This window comes from Micromonospora sp. DT15 (assembly GCF_049841475.1).
Lineage (GTDB): Bacteria > Actinomycetota > Actinomycetes > Mycobacteriales > Micromonosporaceae > Micromonospora.
In genome coordinates this window covers 132747-149603 of sequence record NZ_JBNCKJ010000006.1, presented here as the reverse complement: position 1 = coordinate 149603, position 16857 = coordinate 132747, and the positions used below count along the sequence as shown (strand labels likewise).

Here is a 16857-nt window from a genome sequence, read left to right as displayed (position 1 = left end):
GCATGCGTAGGACGATGGGTGTGGCCGCGGCGTCGGCCGTGGTGGTGCTGGCCGCCGGGTGCGGTGGCGGTGGCCCCCAGTCGAGTGGCGACCAGAAGCTGACCGGCGACAAGATCGTGCTGGGCGTGCTCAACGACCAGTCCGGGGCGTACTCGGAGTTGTCCGGAAAGAACTCGGTGGCGGCGGTGGAGATGGCCATCGCCGACTTCACCGCGAAGTACGGCGACAAGGCGGTGACCAAGGACATCACCGTGGAGACCGCGGACCACCAGAACAAGCCGGACGTGGCCAACTCCAAGGCCCAGGAGATGTACGACCGCAAGGGCGTCGACCTGATCCTGGACGTGCCCACCTCGTCGGCCGCGCTGAAGGTCGCCGACGTGGCGAAGGAGAAGAAGAAGCTCTACTTCAACATCGGGGCGGCGACCACCGACCTGACCGGCAAGAGCTGCAACAAGTACACCTTCCACTACGCGTACGACACGTACATGCTGGCCAACGGCACCGGAAAGACCACCACCGAGCAGATCGGCAAGAACTGGTACATCCTCTACCCGAACTACGCCTTCGGTCAGGACATGGAGAAGAGCTTCTCCACCGCGATCACGGCGGCCGGCGGCACTGTCGTCGGCAAGGACGGGGCGCCGTTCCCGAACACCAGCGGTGACTTCTCCACCTTCCTGCTCAAGGCGCCGAACCTGAACCCGAAGCCGGACGTGCTGGGCACCATGCAGGCCGGCGCGGAGCTGGTCAACGTGGTGAAGCAGTACAACGAGTTCAAGCTGCGGGACAAGGGCGTCGGCCTGGCGGTGGGGCTGATGTTCCTCACCGACATCCACTCGCTCACCCCGGCGGCGCTGGCCGGCACCACGTACACCGACGCCTGGTACTGGAACTTCGACGCGAAGAACCGGGAGTTCGCCGACCGCTTCCAGCAGAAGGCCGGCACCCGGCCGACCTTCGCGCACGCCGCCAACTACTCCGCGGCCCTTCAGTACCTGGAGGCGGTGCAGGCCGCCGGCACCGACGACGCGGACGCTGTGGTCAAGGGCCTGGAGGGCAAGACGGTCGAGGACGTCTTCCTGCGCAACGGGAAGATCCGCGCCGAGGACCACCGGGTGGTGCACGACGCGTACCTGGCCCAGGTGAAGTCGCAGTCCGAGGTCGCCGAGCCGTGGGACTACGTGAAGGTGCTCAAGACGATCCCCGCCGCGGAGGCGTTCCGCGCGCCCTCGGCGGACTGCAAGCTGTGAGTGCGAGGAGTGAGCGGGTTGTGCGAGCCCCGCGGTCACGAGCGGATGTGACGCGGTGAGCGGATTCGCGCAGAACACGTTCAACGGGCTGGTGAGTGGGGCGTTCTACGCCCTGCTCGCCCTCGGGCTCGCGGTCATCTTCGGAATGCTGCGAGTCGTCAACTTCGCCCACGGCGCGTTCTACATGCTCGGCGCGTTCGGGGCGTACGTGCTGCTCAGCGAGGCGGGCGTGCCGTTCTGGGCCGCCCTGGTGATCATGCCGGTGGGGCTGGGTCTGCTCGGCATGGCGCTGGAACGCGCGGTGATCCACCGCCTGACCAAACTGGACCCGCTCTACAACTTCCTGCTCACCTTCGGTCTGACGCTGATCCTTCAGGACCTGGTGAAACTGCGCTACGGCGTGCAGTCCAGCCCGTACGAGACGCCGTCGCTGTTGAGCGGGTCGGTCGACTTCGGGCTGTTCGACTTCCCGACGTACCGGGTGTTCATCCTCGGCTTCGCGGTGCTGCTCTGCGTGGCGGTGTGGTGGGTGCTGACCCGGACCCGGATCGGCATGGTGGTCCGTGCGGCCACCGAGCGGCCGGACCTGACCCGTGCGTTCGGCATCGACGTCGGACGGTGGGTGACCCCGGTCTTCGGCTTCGGCATCGGGCTGGCCGGCCTCGCCGGTGTGCTGGCCGCGCCGATGCGCGCGGTCAACCCGCTGATGGGCGCCGACCTGATCATCGTGGTGTTCGCGGTGGTGGTGATCGGCGGGCTGGGCTCGATCTTCGGGTCGGTCGCCGCAGGCTTCGGCATCGGACTCGTGCAGGCGTGGGGTGAGGCGTACCTCTCCAGTTTCCCGCTCGTCTCGCAGACGATCGTCTTCGTCGTGATGGCCGGCGTGCTGCTCTGGCGCCCGGCCGGCCTGTTCGGTCGGGAGGAGGCCCCCGCATGACCAACACCGTGCACACTCCTACCGACGCGTCCCGTTCGACGCCACCGTCCGGGCTGATCGCCGTGGCCCGGGCCCCCGGCTGGGTCCGGTACGCGCTGCTCGCCGTCGGCCTGGCCGTCGCGGCGTGGCTGCCCAACGGCCTCTACCCGGCGGTCGCGGTGGACATCCTCTGCTGGGCGCTCTTCGCCGTGGCGGTGGACCTGCTGCTCGGCTTCACCGGGCTGATGTCCTTCGGCCACGCCGCGTTCTGGGGCACCTCCGCGTACGTCACCGGGCTGGTGGCCATCCACGTCGGCCTGCCGTTTCCCCTCGCGGTGCTGGCCGGGGCCCTCGCCGCGGCCGTGCTGGCGGTGCCGATCGGGTACCTGGCGGTCAAGCGGACCGGCATCTACTTCGCCATGGTGACCCTGGCCTTCGCGCAGATGGTCTACTACGTCGCCAACGAGTGGCGCTCGGTGACGCAGGGCGAGAACGGCCTCCAGGGGGTGCCCCGCGAGCTGTTCGGCGTCGACCTCACCGACGACTACTTCTTCTACTACGCGATCCTGCCGATCGTGCTGCTCGGGCTCGCCGCCGCCTGGCGGATCGTGCACTCACCGTTCGGTCGGGTGCTGGTCGGCATCCGGGACAACCCGGCGCGGGCGCGGGCGCTGGGCTACCCGGTGCACCGCTACAAGCTCACCGCGTTCGTGCTCTCCGGGTTCATCGCCGGCCTCGGTGGCGGGTTGTTCGCGGTCAGCCACCGGTTCGTCTCGCTGGACGTGCTGCACTGGACCACCTCCGGCAAGGCGGTCATCGTGGTGGTGCTCGGCGGGATCGGCACCCTCTGGGGTGGGGTGCTCGGCGCCGCCCTCGTGGTCCGGCTGGAGGACTGGTTGTCGTTCTCCGGGTTCGAGGCGATCGGCCTGGTCACCGGCGGCATCTTCGTCCTGGTCGTGGTGCTGTTCCGGCGTGGAATCTGGGGCAGCGTCGCCGCGCTGGCCCACCGGCTGGCGGCCCGCCGCCGCTGAAATTCCGCGACGGCGCATCCACCAGGTGCCCGCCGAGCGAACCCCCGGGTAGAGAACGTCTACCCGGGGGTACGTCTGGTGCTGACCGATCCGATGCCGGCGGAGGCCGTGGAGATCGCGCACAAGCAGGTGTCGCTGGCGGCCGAGGAGCTGGACGCCACCGCCGTCGCGACGCTGGTGCTGGAGTTGGCCGAGGCCTGGGGCGTGCCGGCGCTCTGGGAGCAGGTCTGTCGTCCGTTGCTGGCCCGGCTGTCGGGGCGTACCGCCGTCGAGGTCGTCGTCGAGCACGCCCTCTGCGAGGGTGTCCGGGTCGGGTTGGACGCGTACCGCCGGGAGCCGGGCCGGTCACTGCGCACCGGCGGGGTGCTGCTGGCCGGTGCCGAGAAGGAGGCGCACAGCCTGGGTCTGCTGGCGCTCGCCGCCGCGTTGCGCGAGCAGGGTCGCGGCTGTCTGAACCTTGGCCCCGCGCTGCCCTGGTCCGCGCTCACCAGTGCGGTGTACCGGGCCCGTCCGCGCACCGTCGTGCTCTGGTCGCAGACGCCGCTGACCGGCCGCGCGTACCGCCTGGTGCGCTTCGCCCGGGACTTTCCGCGCCTTCGGGTGTACGGCGCGGGGCCGGGCTGGATCGAGCCGCTCAGCGGTCCGGCGGTGCGTCTCGGCACGTTGACGGAGGCCGTCGACGCCTGCCTGTCGGTCGCGACCGGGCGTGATGCCCACCACATACGATACGGATCGGTGCCGTATCGTTAATGCGCGTCGTAGGCTGATCCGCGTTACGAGTCTGACCCGTATCGTATTGCGTCTCGGGTGACAAGCGTGGGGGGAAAGCCAGGCATGGAGCTGCACAACAACACCGGACACCCGAGGCGGTGGGCGATCCTGGGGGTGCTGGTGATCAGCCTCCTCGTGGTCGTCCTCGACAACACGATCCTCAACGTCGCCCTGCGCACCCTGGCCGACCCGGTGCACGGTCTCGGCGCCAGCCAGGGCGAGCTGGAGTGGTCCATCAACTCCTACACGCTCGTCTTCGCCGGGCTGCTGTTCACCTTCGGGGTCCTCGGCGACCGCGCCGGCCGCAAGCGCTTCCTGATGATCGGTCTGGTGCTGTTCGGCCTGGCGTCGCTGCTCTCCGCGTACGCCCAGAGCCCCGGACAGCTCATCGCGGCCCGCGCCCTGATGGGGGTCGGCGGCGCGGCCATCATGCCGGTGACACTGTCGATCATCTCCAACGTCTTCGACCCCCGCGAGCGTGGTCGGGCCATCGGTGTCTGGGCCGGCGCGGTCGGTCTCGCCGTGGCGATCGGCCCGATCCTCGGCGGCGCGCTGCTGGAGCACTTCTGGTGGGGCTCGGTCTTCCTGATCAACGTGCCGGTGGTCGCCGCCGGCGTGGTCCTGGTGGCGCTGCTGGTCCCCGAGTCGCGTGACCCGCGGCCCGGCCGGATCGACGTACTCGGCGTGCTGCTCTCCGTGGTCGGCCTGGTCGCCCTCTCCTACGGCATCATCGACGGCGGCGAGCACGGCTTCGACCGCCCGGTGGCCTGGGGCTCGATCCTGGTGGGCATCGCGGTACTGGCGTGGTTCGTGCAGCACGAGCGGCGCAGCGACCACCCGTCGCTGGACGTCCGACTGTTCAAGGTGCCCCGGTTCGCCGCGCCGGTCGCCATCGTCGGCCTGGTCTTCTTCGCCGCGATGGGCTCGATGTTCTTCGGCTCGTTCTACCTGCAACTCGTACGCGACTACAGCCCGTTGCAGACCGGCCTGCTCTTCCTGCCGTTCGCCGGCGCCCAGCTGGTCTTCGCGCCGCGCAGCGCCGCGATGGTCCGCCGCTACGGCGGTAAGGCCGTCGCCGCCGTCGGGTTGGGGTTGACGGTGGTGTCCCTCGCCGCCTTCGTCTTCATCGGCGCCTCCACCCCGATCTGGATCGTGCTGCTGGTCTTCCTCATTCAGGGCGCCGGGATGGCCAACATCATGCCGCCGGCCACCGAGTCGATCATGTCGGCGCTGCCCCGGGAGAAGGCCGGTGTGGGCTCCGCGGTCAGCAACACCATCCGCCAGGTGGCCGGTGCGCTCGGCGTTGCCGTCCTCGGCTCGGTGCTCTCAGCGGTCTACCGCAGCGACATCGGTGACGCCCTGACCGGTCTGCCCACCCAGGCCCAGGACGCGGCCAACGAGTCGATCTCCGGGGCGTACGCGGCGGCGGGCCAGCTCGGCCCGGCGGCGCCGGGGCTGATCTCGGCGGCCAACGACGCCTTCGTCACCGCCATGCACTGGGCGGCCGGGCTGTCCGCGGTGATCGCCGCACTCGGGATGATCGTGGTGCTGCGCTGGATGCCGGGCAAGGAGGACGCGAGCGTCGCCCCGGCGGCGCCGGTCGCCGAGCCCGAGTTGGCCGGCACGGCATAGGTCCGGGAAGAATGACGGAAATGACGTCCACTGCTGATGCTCCGCGGTCGCCCGGTCGACCGCGGAGCATCCGCGCCGACGAGGCCATCATCGAGGCCACCCTCGACCTGCTCGCCGAGGGCAGCACCATCGAGGCGCTCTCGATCGAGGCGATCGCCGCCCGCGCCGGGGTCGGCAAGGCCACCATCTACCGCCGCTGGGCCGGCAAGGACGCGTTGCTGCTGGACGCGTTGCGCCGCCTCAAGGGCGTCATGGCCCAGCCGGCGGGCCACTCCGTCCGCGACGACCTGGTGCTGCTGGTCGGCGCGATCGGCAAGAACGTCGACCCGCGAGCAGCCAAGATCATGCCCTGCCTGGCACCCGCGGTGAACCGCAGCGCCGACCAGTTCCAGCTTTACCAGAACATCATCTCGCCCCGACGGCAGCTGATGCGCGAGGTGCTGCGGCGCGGCATCGACGAGGGGGTGCTGCGCGCCGACATCGACGTCGAGGTGACGATGGCGCTGCTCACCGGGCCGATGCTGATCCAGCGGGTGCTCCAGTGGAACCCGGACCTGGACGAGCAGACCCTGCCCGAACGGGTCGTCGACGCCGTGCTGGAGGGCATCCGGGCCCGCTGACGCCGGGCGCTCGGTCGGCGCGTTCGTGCCCGGCTGAGGCTGCCCGCCCGCTGACACCGGGTGCTCGGTCGGCGGCTGTTGTCCGCCGACGCTGGTTGCTCGGTCGGCGGCGTTCCTGCCGCCGGCCGGCGTCGGTCAGCCGGCTGGTGTGCGCAGTCGGTGCAGGCGCAGCGCGAGCTGCACCTCCAGCGCCCGCTCGGGCCGCTGCCAGTCGACACCGAGCAACTGCCCGACCCGCTCCAACCGCTGGGTCACCGTGTTGACGTGCACGTGCAGTTGCTCGGCGGCCCGGGCCAGGCTGCCGCCCACACCGAAGTACGCCTCCAGCGTCTTCACCAGAGCCGTACCGCGCCGGGCGTCGTAGTCGAGCACCGGCCCGACGGTGGCGGTGAGAAACTCGGTCACGTCCTTCTCGCCCCGGTCCCCGACAGTGCCCAGCAACAACCCGACGAAGCCCAACTCCACGGTGCTCGCGCCCTGCCCGGCGCGGCCCAGCGCGCCCAGCGCCGTCAGGCACCGGTCCGCCTCCTGAAACGTCAGGGCCAGCGCCGACGGCGTGTTCGACGGGCCACTCGCCCCGGCGGTCACCGGTCGACCGGTCACCCGGGACAGGTCCCGGGCCACTGCGCGGGCGCTGCCGCCCGCGTCCAGCCCCGGCAGCATCAGCACCACCCGGCCGTCGCGCGCCGCGGCCAGCCCGCCGCGCGCCGACGCGTACGTGGTGGCCCAGGACAGCACCCGCTGCCGAGCCGAGCCGGTCGCGGCGATCGCGTCGTCGCCCACCGCCACCAGCACGTGCGGCGCGTCCAGGTCCACCCCGAGCCGACGGGCCCGACTGCGCAGCGCGTCGGTGTCGCGCAGCGGGCGGGCGATCAGGTCGTCCAGCAACTCGCCACGCACCCGTCCCTCCGCCTCCGCGACCGTGCGGCGGAACAGCAGCAGCAGCGCGGTCACCAAGGCGGCCCGCTCCAGGATGCGCTGGTCGGCGTCGACCAACTCGTCGTCCGGGCGCAGCACCAGGGCGCCCAGGTTCTCCGCGCCCGCCACCACCGCCGCGTACCAGAGCGGACCCCGACGTACGCTGCGCCCCTCGGTCCGGGACGCGGCCACCGCCTCGACGATGTCCGCGCGGTCCGGCTCCTCGATCTCACCCACCCGGGCCAGCAGGCGGCCCTCGGCGTCCAGCGCCAGCAGCGCGCCGCCCAGCACCTCGGTCACCGCGGCCGCCACGTCCTCCACGCCGCCGCCGCGCAGCACCAGCGCGGTCATCCGGTCGTGTGCCGCGGCGGCCCGCTCCACCGAGCTGCTGTGCGCCCGAATGGTGGTGTTCGCCGCCGACAACTCGGCCAACGCCGAACGGGTCTCGGTCAGCAGCCGGGCGGTGTCGATGGCCACCGCGGCGTGCGCGGCCAGCGACACCAGCAGCGCCACCTCCTCCCGAACGAACGGCCGGGCCGAACGATTGGCCGCGTAGAGCACGCCGATGGAGGTCGAACCGAGCCGCAGCGGCACCCCCAGGATCGCCACCAGACCCTCCTCGCCCACCCCGGCGTCGATCTCGCCGGTGTGGTGGAAGCGCGCGTCCTCGCCGTAGTTGGCGGTCACGTACGGGGCACCGGACTGGGCCACCAGGCCACCGAGACCGGCACCCATCGGCAGACGCAGCCGCTGGAAACGGGCCGAGACCGACCCGTCGGTCACCCGCATGTAGGTGTCGCCACGTTCGTCGTCGTTGAGCGTCATGTACGCCACGTCCGCGCCCAGCAGATGACGGGCCCGGTGCACGATCGCCCGCAACACGTCGTCCAGATCGCGCAGCCCCGCCAGGTCGCTGACCGTGTCGTACAGGCCGGACAGCTCGCTCTCCCGGCGGCGGCGACGCTCCAGCAGCGCGCGGACCCGCAACGCCACCGACTTGGCCTGCTCCAGCTCGGCCAGCCGGTCCGGCGGTAGCCCGGCGGCCCGCGCGGCCACCAGCGGTCCCTCGAACTCGACCGCCGCGGCCTCTCGGGCGAGCAGCTCCAGGAACTCCACCGGCGAAGACATGGTCGACATTGTGCTCAGCCCCACTAGTTGGCCGTCCAGCCCCCGTCGAGGGCGATCGACGCCCCGGTGATGAACGCCGCCGGCGGCGAGCAGAGGTACGCCAGCAGCTCGGCCACCTCCTCCGGCTCGATCAACCGTTTGATCGCGGCCCGGGCCAGCATGATCTTCTCGATCACCTCGGCCTCGTCGATGCCGTGACTGGCCGCCTGGTCGGCGATCTGGCTCTCCACCAGCGCGGTACGCACGTACGCCGGATTGATGCAGTTGGCGGTGACGCCGTGCGCGGCCCCCTCCAACGCGACCACCTTCGACAGCCCCTCCAGGGCGTGCTTGGCCGAGACGTAGGCCGCCTTGTACGGCGAGGCGCGCAACCCGTGCACCGAGGAGATGTTGACGATCCGCCCCCAGCCCCGCGCGTACATGTGCGGCAGCGCCCGGCGGATCAGCAGGAACGGCGCCTCCACCATCACCCGCTGGATGTACTCGAACCGCTCGACGGGAAAGTCCTGCAACGGTGCGACGTGCTGGAGCCCGGCGTTGTTCACCACGATGTCCACGTCCACGTCGAGCGAATCCACCGCCGCGGCGTCGGACAGGTCCACGCCCTCGGCCCGGCCACCGACCTCGGCGGCCACCGCCTTGGCCGCCTCCAGGTTGCGGTCCACCACGAGCACCTTGGCGCCGGCCGCGCCCAGCCGCAGGGCGCACGCCCGCCCGATACCGCCGCCACCCCCGGTGACCAGGGCGGTCCGACCGGAGAGGTCGAGCTGTACGACGTGGGGGACCACCACGGGTTCTGCCGTCATGGCGCAAGAAGTTACGAGCTGTGTGCTCCCCGGCACATGGGCCAGCGACACATACTCCGTACCAAAGCTGTGTGGCCCCACCCGCCCCCTACTACCCGCTCCCACCCACCGCCCCCACCCACCGCCCCCACCCACCGCCCCCACCCACCGCCCCCACCCACCGCCCCCTTCCACCCGATCCCGCGCCGCGCCGCCCGTCTCGCCGCCCCGCCCCGCCCCGCGCCCCGCCCCGCGCGCCGCCCCGCCCCGCGCCGCCCCGCGCCGCCCGTCTCTCCGGGCCTGCCGGGCCTCGCGCCGCCCATGCCGGGCCTCCCGCTGCCGGGCCCGGCCTCTGCCACACCCCGCCACGCCGCGCGCCGCAAGATCGCGCAACATCCTGGATGTAGTGGCATCCAGGCGCGCCGTTGCCACTAAATCCTGGATCGAGCGTGACCTTGACGAGGGGTGGCCGCCCCGCAGACCCCCCCGGTCAGTCGGAGCGGCGTTTGTCGTCAAGATCCGCGCAATATCAGGGATGTTGCTGTCTCTCGCGCGCCGGAGGCAGCAACATCCAGCATGTTGCGCAGATCTTGGCGCGAGGGCGCGAGGGCGCGAGGGCGCGGGGCGCGCGGGGCGCGCGGGGCGCGGGGCGCGCGGGGCGCGGGGCGCGCGGGGCGCGGGGCGCGCGGGGCGCGGGGCGCGCGGGGCGCGGGGCGCGGGGCGCGCGGGGCGCGGGGGCGGGCGCGCGGGGCGCGGGGGATAGGGCGGGGGCGTTGGGGGCGTGGGGCGTGGGGCGTGGGGCGTGGGGCGTGGGGGCGGGCGCGCGGGGCGCGGGGGATAGGGCGTGGGGGCGTTGGGGGCGTTGGGGGCGTGGGGGTGTGGGAGGGCGTGTCCCGTGGGGCTGGTGGGAAGGGCGCCGGTTAGGGTGTCGAACACACGTACTGCTGACGGCTGGGGAGGGGGCGGCGTGCGCGTGCTCGGTGTGGACCCGGGGTTGACCCGGTGCGGGGTGGGTGTGGTCGAGGGTGTGCCCGGCCGGCCCTGCACCCTGGTCGCCTACTACGTGGTCTACACAGACCCGGCCGACGACCTGGCGTTGCGCCTGTTGCACCTGGACCGGTCGCTGAACAAGCTGGTGGCCGAGCATCAACCGGAGAGCGTCGCCGTCGAGCGCGTGTTCAGTCAGCACAACGTTCGTACCGTGATGGGCACCGCGCAGGCCAGTGGCATCGCCGTGCTGGCCGGGGCGCGGGCCGGGCTGCCGGTGCAGACGTACACCCCGAGCGAGGTGAAGGCCGCCGTGACCGGGTCCGGCCAGGCCGACAAGGCGCAGATGACCGCGATGGTGACCCGGCTGTTGCGGCTGGCCGAGCCGCCGAAGCCGGCGGACGCCGCCGACGCGCTGGCCCTGGCCATCTGCCATGTGTGGCGCGGCGGGACCCGCTCCAAGCTGGCCGCCGCGGCGGACCGGGCACGACGAGGAGGAGCACGATGATCGCCAGCGTGCGCGGCACGGTGACCGCGACGGGTCCGGACCAGGCGGTGATCGAGGTCGGCGGGGTCGGGCTCGCCGTGCACTGCGCCCCGGGGACCCTCGCGGAGCTGCGGGTCGGCCAGGTCGCCCGGCTCGCCACCAGTTTGATCGTGCGGGAAGACTCGCTGACTCTTTACGGCTTCGCGGACGATGACGCCAAGTCCCTGTTCGAGCTGCTCCAGACCGCGAGTGGCGTCGGCCCGCGACTGGCCCAGGCGGTGCTGGCGGTGCACACCCCGGACGCGGTACGCAAGGCGATCGCCAACGCGGACACGGCCGCCCTGACCCGCGTACCCGGGATCGGCAAGAAGGGCGCGGAACGTCTGGTGCTGGAGCTACGGGACCGGATCGGCCCGGTGCCGATCGGCGCCGACGGGGCGGCCGGGGTGACCCGCGGCAGCTGGCCCGACCAGGTCCGGCAGGCGCTGGTGGGGCTGGGTTGGACGGCCGGGCAGGCCGATCAGGCGGTGGCCGCGGTGGCGGAGTCGATCGAGGGTGAGACCCCGCCGGTGCCGGTCCTGCTCAAGCAGGCCATCCGACTGCTGGGCCGCACCCGATGACCGCCCGGGCGGCACGATGAGCGCGAGGAGTGAGCCGGGTTTGCGAGCCCCGCAGTCGCGAATGAAGGCGGCTCGATGAGTGAGACCGAAGGGCTCGTCTCGGCGTACGTCAGCGACGCCGATCGGGACGCGGAGGCCACGGTGCGGCCGAGGCGGCTGGCCGAGTTCATCGCCCAGGACCGGGTACGCGACCAGCTCGACCTGTTGTTGCAGGGCGCGATGCGGCGGGGGTCGCCGCCGGATCACATTCTGCTCTCCGGCCCACCCGGGTTGGGCAAGACGAGTCTGGCCAACATCGTCGCCGCCGAGCTGGGCGCGGGCATCCGGGTGACCAGCGGCCCGGCGATCGAGCGTTCCGGCGATCTGGCGGCGATCCTGACCAGCCTCGCCGAGGGCGACGTGCTCTTCATCGACGAGATCCATCGGATCGCGCGGCCAGCCGAGGAGTTGCTGTACAGCGCGATGGAGGACTTCCGGGTCGACGTGGTGGTGGGCAAGGGGCCCGGTGCGACGGCGATCCCGCTGGACGTCGAGCCGTTCACCCTGGTCGGCGCGACGACCCGTTCGGGTCTGTTGACCGGGCCGATGCGGGACCGGTTCGGCTTCGTGGCGCATCTCGACTTCTACGCGCCGGCGGATCTGGAGACGCTGCTGCACCGTTCGGCGCGAATCCTGGGGGTGCCGATCACCCCGGAGGGCGCCATCGAGATCGCCGGTCGGTCCCGGGGCACGCCCCGGATCGCGAACCGGTTGCTGCGCCGGGTGCGCGACTACGCCGAGGTCCGGGCGGACGGGGTGGTCGATCTCGACACCGCGCGTGCGGCCCTGATCGTGTACGACGTGGACGCGCTCGGCCTGGACCGGCTGGACCGGGCGGTGTTGACCGCGTTGGTCGACTCGTTCCGGGGCGGCCCGGTCGGGTTGTCCACCCTCGCGGTGGCGGTGGGGGAGCAGCCGGACACGGTCGAGGAGGTCTGCGAGCCGTTCCTGGTGCGGGCCGGGTTGTTGGCCCGTACGCCCAGGGGTCGGGTGGCGACCGAGGCCGCTTGGCGGCATCTGGGACGCACTCCACCGAATGGTACATTTGGTGTGGATAGTCCACCTGTGCCCGACTTGTTCTCCTTGGACGTCGATCAGCCGTGATGTGAACGTGATCTGTGCCGCATTCGGCGTTCCCAGGTGCAGGGTTTAGACTTCGCCGCGGTCTGTACAGGACGTGAGAATCCGCCTCCGCTCCGGCACCCCGGTGCCGGGCAGGTGGCCAATGGGAAGGTCAGTAACCGTGCAATTGGCAGCAGCGGGTGGCGGGGCCGGCGGTTTCACGCCGATCCTGATGATCGCCCTGCTCTTCGGTGTCATGTACTTCATGATGATCCGGCCGCAGCAGAAGCGCCGCAAAGAGGCAGAGGCGATGCAGTCCAACCTCGGCCCCGGCGACGAGGTCGTGACCATCGGTGGGCTCTACGGCACTGTCACCGGCATCGAGGACGACACCGTCCTGATCGAGGTCGCCCCGGGCGTGCAGACCCGGTACGCCCGCCCGGCCATCGCGCGGGTCGTCACCCGCGCGGAGCTGCCGAGCGAGCCGGTCACCGAGGACGCGGACACCGTCAAGGAGTGACCCCTTCCCTCGGGGAGCGGCGATTGCGGCGTACGGCCGGTCGGCCGGCTTCCGGGGTCGTCGCGCCCGGACGGGGCAGCGGGCGAGACGTGAAAACTGGATAGTTGGGTCGACGCCGGGCGTCGGCACGTTCCCGTGACCGTCGGCGTTCCGCGCCGGGGGCGCCCGGTCCTCGTGTCGGCATTCCGTCGGCTCAAGGCAGACCCGTCGGGCGGGACCCCCGGCCCGACACCGCCGCCGCTGTGACAGCGGCGCGACCGTACAGGGAGACAGGACAGCCGTGGCACCACCTCAGGGACAGATGCGCCCCGGGCGGCAGCTCGCCGTGCTCGGGTTCATCTTCGTGGTCCTCTATCTTCTGGTGTTCTTCGCCGGCGCCAGCGGCAGCTGGAAGGACCGGCTCGAGCCCAAGCTCGGCCTGGACCTCATCGGCGGCACGCGGGTGACACTGGAGGCGACCAACAGCGTCGACGGCAAGCCCCCGACGGCGGAGAACCTCGAGGAGGCCCGCGAGATCATCGAGAGTCGGGTCAACGCGTTCGGCGTGGCCGAGGCCGAGGTGGTCACCGAGGGCAACCGCAACATCGTCATCTCCCTGCCCGGTGAGAACCGGAACCTCGACGACGTGGGCGAAGCGGCCGAGCTGCGCTTCCGCAAGGTGCTCAAGGCCGCGTCCGGCAGCGGGGTGGCCGAGGCGCCGCCCGCCGCCGCGCCGACCCCGTCCGGCAGCGCCGCCCCGACCGGCAGCGCGACCCCGTCCGGTGCCGCGACCCCGTCCGGCAGCGCCTCGCCGAAGGTGACCTCGTCGCCCAGCGGCGGTCAGGGCGGAATGGCCCCGGCGTCGCCCAGCGCCACGCCGACCCCCTCCGCGTCCGCCACGGCCTCGCCGAGCGCCGCCGCGCCCAGCGCCAGCGCCAGTGCCGAGCCGGTGCCGGCCAGCGTCGAGGAGCAGCGCAAGGCCGTCGAGCAGAAGGTCGGCGCCGCCGCGTGGCAGGCCGCCAACGGGTTGCAGGCCCCGGCCGATCTGACCGCCGACCCGTCGCTGGCCGAGAAGCTCAAGCCGTTTGGCACGCTGTCTCCGCAGGAGGTCGCGGTGCTGCCGGCGCAGATGCAGTTCAACGTGCCGACGATCGGCTGCGCGCAGCTCGACCAGCGCCCCCCGGCGTCGATCTCCGACGCGAAGCAGCAGGTGGTCTCCTGCGAGGACGGCGCGTCGAAGTACCTGCTCGACCAGGCCAAGGTGCTGGGCACCGACGTGTCCGACGCCGACGCGGTGCTCGACCAGACCAACGCCTGGGTGGTCAGCCTGGACTTCACCGGTGACGGTCAGGGCAAGTGGACCTCGCTGACCCGTGAGGCGTTCAACAACGAGGGCCAGGCCTGCGACGCGACCGCCCTGGGCCAGGACGGCAAGTGCCGGGTGGCCGTCGTGCTGGACAACAAGATCGTCTCCTCCCCGGAGATCCAGGGCGTGCTGACCGGCAACTCCCAGATCACCGGCACCTTCACCCAGAAGGACGCCAGCACCCTTGCCGGTCAGCTCCGCTACGGCGCGCTGCCGGTGACCTTCGAGCAGCAGGAAGCGCAGAACGTCACCGCGACGCTGGGTGCCAGCCACCTGCGCGCCGGTCTGCTCGCTGCCGGCATCGGCATGCTGCTGGTCATCATCTACGCGTTCTTCTACTACCGGCTGCTCGGCTCGGTGATCTTCCTGAGCCTCATCCTCTCCGCGCTGCTGGTCTTCGGCGCGCTGGTGGTGCTCGGCCGGCAGATCGGCTTCACGCTCACCCTCGCCGGCATCGCCGGAATGATCGTCTCGCTCGGTGTGGCGGCGGACTCGTTCGTCATCTACTTCGAACGACTGAAAGACGAGATCCGGGAGGGGCGCAGCCCGCGTAGCGCGGTGCCCCGCGCCTGGATCCGGGCCCGTCGGACGATCATCTCGGCCAACGCGATCACCCTGCTCTCCGCTGTGGTGCTCTACGTGGTCTCGGTCGGCACCGTCAAGGGCTTCGCGTTCGCGCTCGGCCTCGCCACCGTGCTGGACCTGGTCGTGGTCTTCCTCTTCCGGCACCCGATCATGACGATGTTCGCCCGGACCCAGGCGTTCCTGTCCCCGCGGGTCAGCGGTCTGGGCCGAGCACTGCCGGCTCGCAACCAGCCGACTCAGCCCCGCAACCCGCGCGCCAAGGAGGCCTGAGATGGCTCAAAACGGTCTGGCGAGCCGCCTCTACAACGGCGAGGCCGGTCTCAACATCGTCGGTCGACGCAAGCTCTGGTTCGGCGTCGCCGGGCTCCTGGTCCTGATCGCGATCCTCAGCTTCTCGATCCGTGGGTTCAGCCTGGGCATCGAGTTCGCCGGCGGCAACTCGTTCCAGGTCCCGGCGAGCGTCGGCACCCTGGACGACGCCGAGCGGGAGGTCAACTCGGCCCTCGCCGCCGAGAACACCGGCGTCACGGTGGCCACCACGCAGAAGGTCGGCGGTCCGGGCGGCGACTCCTACGAGCTCCGCACGCCGCAGCTCAGCGCCGACCAGGCCACCGCGGTCAAGGCCCAGATCGCCGAGGACCTCGGCATCAGCGCCGACCAGATCAGCGACAACCAGGTCAGTGAGGCCTGGGGCAGCCAGGTGACCGAGCGGGCCGTACTCGGTCTGGTCATCTTCATCGCGCTGGTGATGGTCTACCTGATCCTGCGTTTCGAGTGGCGGATGGCCGTGGCCGCCGTCGCCTCGCTGATCACGAACCTGATCCTCACCGCCGGCATCTACTCACTGGTCGGCTTCGAGGTCACCCCGTCGACGATCATCGGCTTCCTCACCATTCTGGGCTTCGCGCTCTACGACGTGGTGGTGGTCTTCGACAAGGTCCAGGAGAACACCCGGGGCATCACCGCCAACAACAACCAGACGTACGCCGAGGCGTCCAACCTGGCCGTCAACCAGAGCCTGATGCGGTCGTTGAACACCTCGGTGGTCGCCCTGCTGCCGGTCGGTGGTCTGCTCTTCATCGGTGCCGGCCTGCTCGGTGCCGGCACGCTGAAGGACCTGGGTCTGGTGCTGTTCGTCGGTATGGCGGTGGCGTTCCTGACCTCCATCCTGGTGGCCACCCCGCTGCTGGCGCTGTTGAAGAACTACGACCCGCGGATCCAGGCGCACAACAAGCGCGTCCTGACCCGGCGGGGCGCCATCAGCCGCGGCGAGGTCACCGGTAAGGGTGCTGCCGCGAGCCCGGTGGCCCAGGCCGACGCGACCGACGAGCCGGTCGACCAGGACGCCGCCGCGCTGGCCGGTGCCGCCCCCAAGGTGGGCGCTCGGCCGGCGGGCAAGCGGTCCACCGGTGCCCGGGGCGGTCGCCCGGGTGGTGGCGGCAACCGGCCGGGTGGCGCCAAGCGGCGCTGACCCGACAGGAAACACCCGAACGGCGTCCGGCATGCTGTTGCCGGACGCCGTTCGTCGTCGAAGGAGAGCGAAACAGCCGTGACGGAGACCCACAGCGCCGTAGCGCACGGGGACAGTGGCCCGGAGGTGGCCCGACTGGTCGCCAGTCGGGTGCTGGACGTGCCCGACTTTCCCAAGCCCGGCGTCATGTTCAAGGACCTGATGCCACTGTTCGCCGACGGCACGGTCTTCCGTGAGGTGATCGACGGCATCGTTGCCCACCACGGGCGGGACACCTTCGACGTGGTGGTCGGCATCGAGGCGCGCGGGTTCGTCGTCGCGGCGGCCATCGCGTACGCGACCGGGATGGGCGTGGTGCCGGTGCGCAAGGCCGGCAAGCTGCCGCGCCCCGCGCACTCGGTCTCCTACGAGTTGGAGTACGGCGAAGCCACCCTCGAAGTGCACGAGGACGCCTTCACCGCCGGGCACCGGGTGCTGGTGGTCGACGACGTGCTGGCCACCGGTGGCACGGCCGAGGCGACGCTGGACCTGGTCGAGCGGGCCGGTGGCACCGTCGCCGGCTTCACTGTGCTGCTGGAACTCGGCTTCCTGGGTGGGCGCGAGCGACTGGCGCCGCGTCCCGTCCACGCCCTGTTGACTGTTTGAGCCGGTCGGTACTCTGCTGACCGTTTGGTCCCGGACCGGTCG

Annotated in this window: 15 protein-coding genes; 13 read left to right on the top strand and 2 right to left on the bottom strand. The window is 71.4% G+C overall.

Annotated features, from left to right (window positions below; translation table 11 throughout):
• Positions 1-2 precede the first annotated feature (2 nt).
• The 6 genes from ACLQ3F_RS15330 (at position 3) to ACLQ3F_RS15305 (ending at position 6223) form a co-directional block, all read left to right on the top strand.
• Positions 3-1253 (top strand): ABC transporter substrate-binding protein, encoded by a 1251-nt coding sequence (locus ACLQ3F_RS15330; RefSeq protein WP_387353311.1) that lies wholly within the window; start codon positions 3-5, stop codon positions 1251-1253.
• A gap of 55 nt (positions 1254-1308) precedes the next feature.
• Complete coding sequence (locus tag ACLQ3F_RS15325) at positions 1309-2190, top strand: branched-chain amino acid ABC transporter permease (RefSeq protein WP_355007305.1); 882 nt, start codon at positions 1309-1311, stop codon at positions 2188-2190.
• Positions 2187-3200, top strand: coding sequence for a branched-chain amino acid ABC transporter permease (locus tag ACLQ3F_RS15320; protein ID WP_425849476.1), 1014 nt, complete (start codon positions 2187-2189; stop codon positions 3198-3200). Before ACLQ3F_RS15325 ends, ACLQ3F_RS15320 begins: the two co-directional genes overlap by 4 nt.
• A gap of 78 nt (positions 3201-3278) precedes the next feature.
• Positions 3279-3950 (top strand): transcriptional regulator, encoded by a 672-nt coding sequence (locus tag ACLQ3F_RS15315; RefSeq protein WP_425849474.1) that lies wholly within the window; start codon positions 3279-3281, stop codon positions 3948-3950.
• An 84-nt stretch (positions 3951-4034) separates the two neighbouring features.
• The gene (locus ACLQ3F_RS15310) at positions 4035-5603 is read left to right on the top strand and encodes an MFS transporter (protein WP_425849472.1); all 1569 of its coding nucleotides are present in this window, start codon (positions 4035-4037) and stop codon (positions 5601-5603) included.
• Between the two features lie 11 nt (positions 5604-5614).
• Positions 5615-6223 (top strand): TetR/AcrR family transcriptional regulator, encoded by a 609-nt coding sequence (locus ACLQ3F_RS15305; protein WP_357233019.1) that lies wholly within the window; start codon positions 5615-5617, stop codon positions 6221-6223.
• 135 nt (positions 6224-6358) lie between these two features.
• Here ACLQ3F_RS15305 and ACLQ3F_RS15300 read toward each other — a convergent pair whose 3' ends face one another.
• Together ACLQ3F_RS15300 and ACLQ3F_RS15295 are read right to left on the bottom strand one after the other, a co-directional pair.
• Complete coding sequence (locus ACLQ3F_RS15300; protein WP_357199615.1) at positions 6359-8278, bottom strand: helix-turn-helix domain-containing protein; 1920 nt, start codon at positions 8276-8278, stop codon at positions 6359-6361.
• Between the two features lie 14 nt (positions 8279-8292).
• Positions 8293-9075: a 3-hydroxybutyrate dehydrogenase gene (locus tag ACLQ3F_RS15295; RefSeq protein ID WP_425849468.1), complete on the bottom strand. Its 783-nt coding sequence runs from the start codon at positions 9073-9075 to the stop codon at positions 8293-8295.
• 946 nt (positions 9076-10021) lie between these two features.
• On the opposite strand from ACLQ3F_RS15295, the gene ruvC reads away from it, so the two are divergent.
• The 7 genes from ruvC (at position 10022) to ACLQ3F_RS15260 (ending at position 16815) form a co-directional block, all read left to right on the top strand.
• Positions 10022-10549, top strand: coding sequence for a crossover junction endodeoxyribonuclease RuvC (ruvC, locus tag ACLQ3F_RS15290; protein ID WP_112584546.1), 528 nt, complete (start codon positions 10022-10024; stop codon positions 10547-10549).
• Complete coding sequence (gene ruvA / locus ACLQ3F_RS15285) at positions 10546-11148, top strand: Holliday junction branch migration protein RuvA (protein WP_210784947.1); 603 nt, start codon at positions 10546-10548, stop codon at positions 11146-11148. The genes ruvC and ruvA overlap by 4 nt, the downstream gene beginning before the upstream one ends.
• Positions 11149-11223: 75 nt before the next feature.
• Positions 11224-12291: a Holliday junction branch migration DNA helicase RuvB gene (gene ruvB / locus ACLQ3F_RS15280; RefSeq protein ID WP_357199608.1), complete on the top strand. Its 1068-nt coding sequence runs from the start codon at positions 11224-11226 to the stop codon at positions 12289-12291.
• Between the two features lie 139 nt (positions 12292-12430).
• The gene (gene yajC, locus ACLQ3F_RS15275; RefSeq protein ID WP_357199605.1) at positions 12431-12769 is read left to right on the top strand and encodes a preprotein translocase subunit YajC; all 339 of its coding nucleotides are present in this window, start codon (positions 12431-12433) and stop codon (positions 12767-12769) included.
• Between the two features lie 280 nt (positions 12770-13049).
• Positions 13050-14969, top strand: a complete 1920-nt coding sequence (gene secD / locus ACLQ3F_RS15270) for a protein translocase subunit SecD (RefSeq protein WP_425849467.1) — start codon at positions 13050-13052, stop codon at positions 14967-14969.
• Position 14970: 1 nt separating this feature from the next.
• Entirely contained in the window at positions 14971-16170 is a 1200-nt protein-coding gene (gene secF, locus ACLQ3F_RS15265; RefSeq protein WP_357199599.1) for a protein translocase subunit SecF, read from the top strand.
• 78 nt (positions 16171-16248) lie between these two features.
• Positions 16249-16815, top strand: a complete 567-nt coding sequence (locus ACLQ3F_RS15260) for an adenine phosphoribosyltransferase (RefSeq protein WP_357260364.1) — start codon at positions 16249-16251, stop codon at positions 16813-16815.
• Positions 16816-16857: the final 42 nt, after the last annotated feature.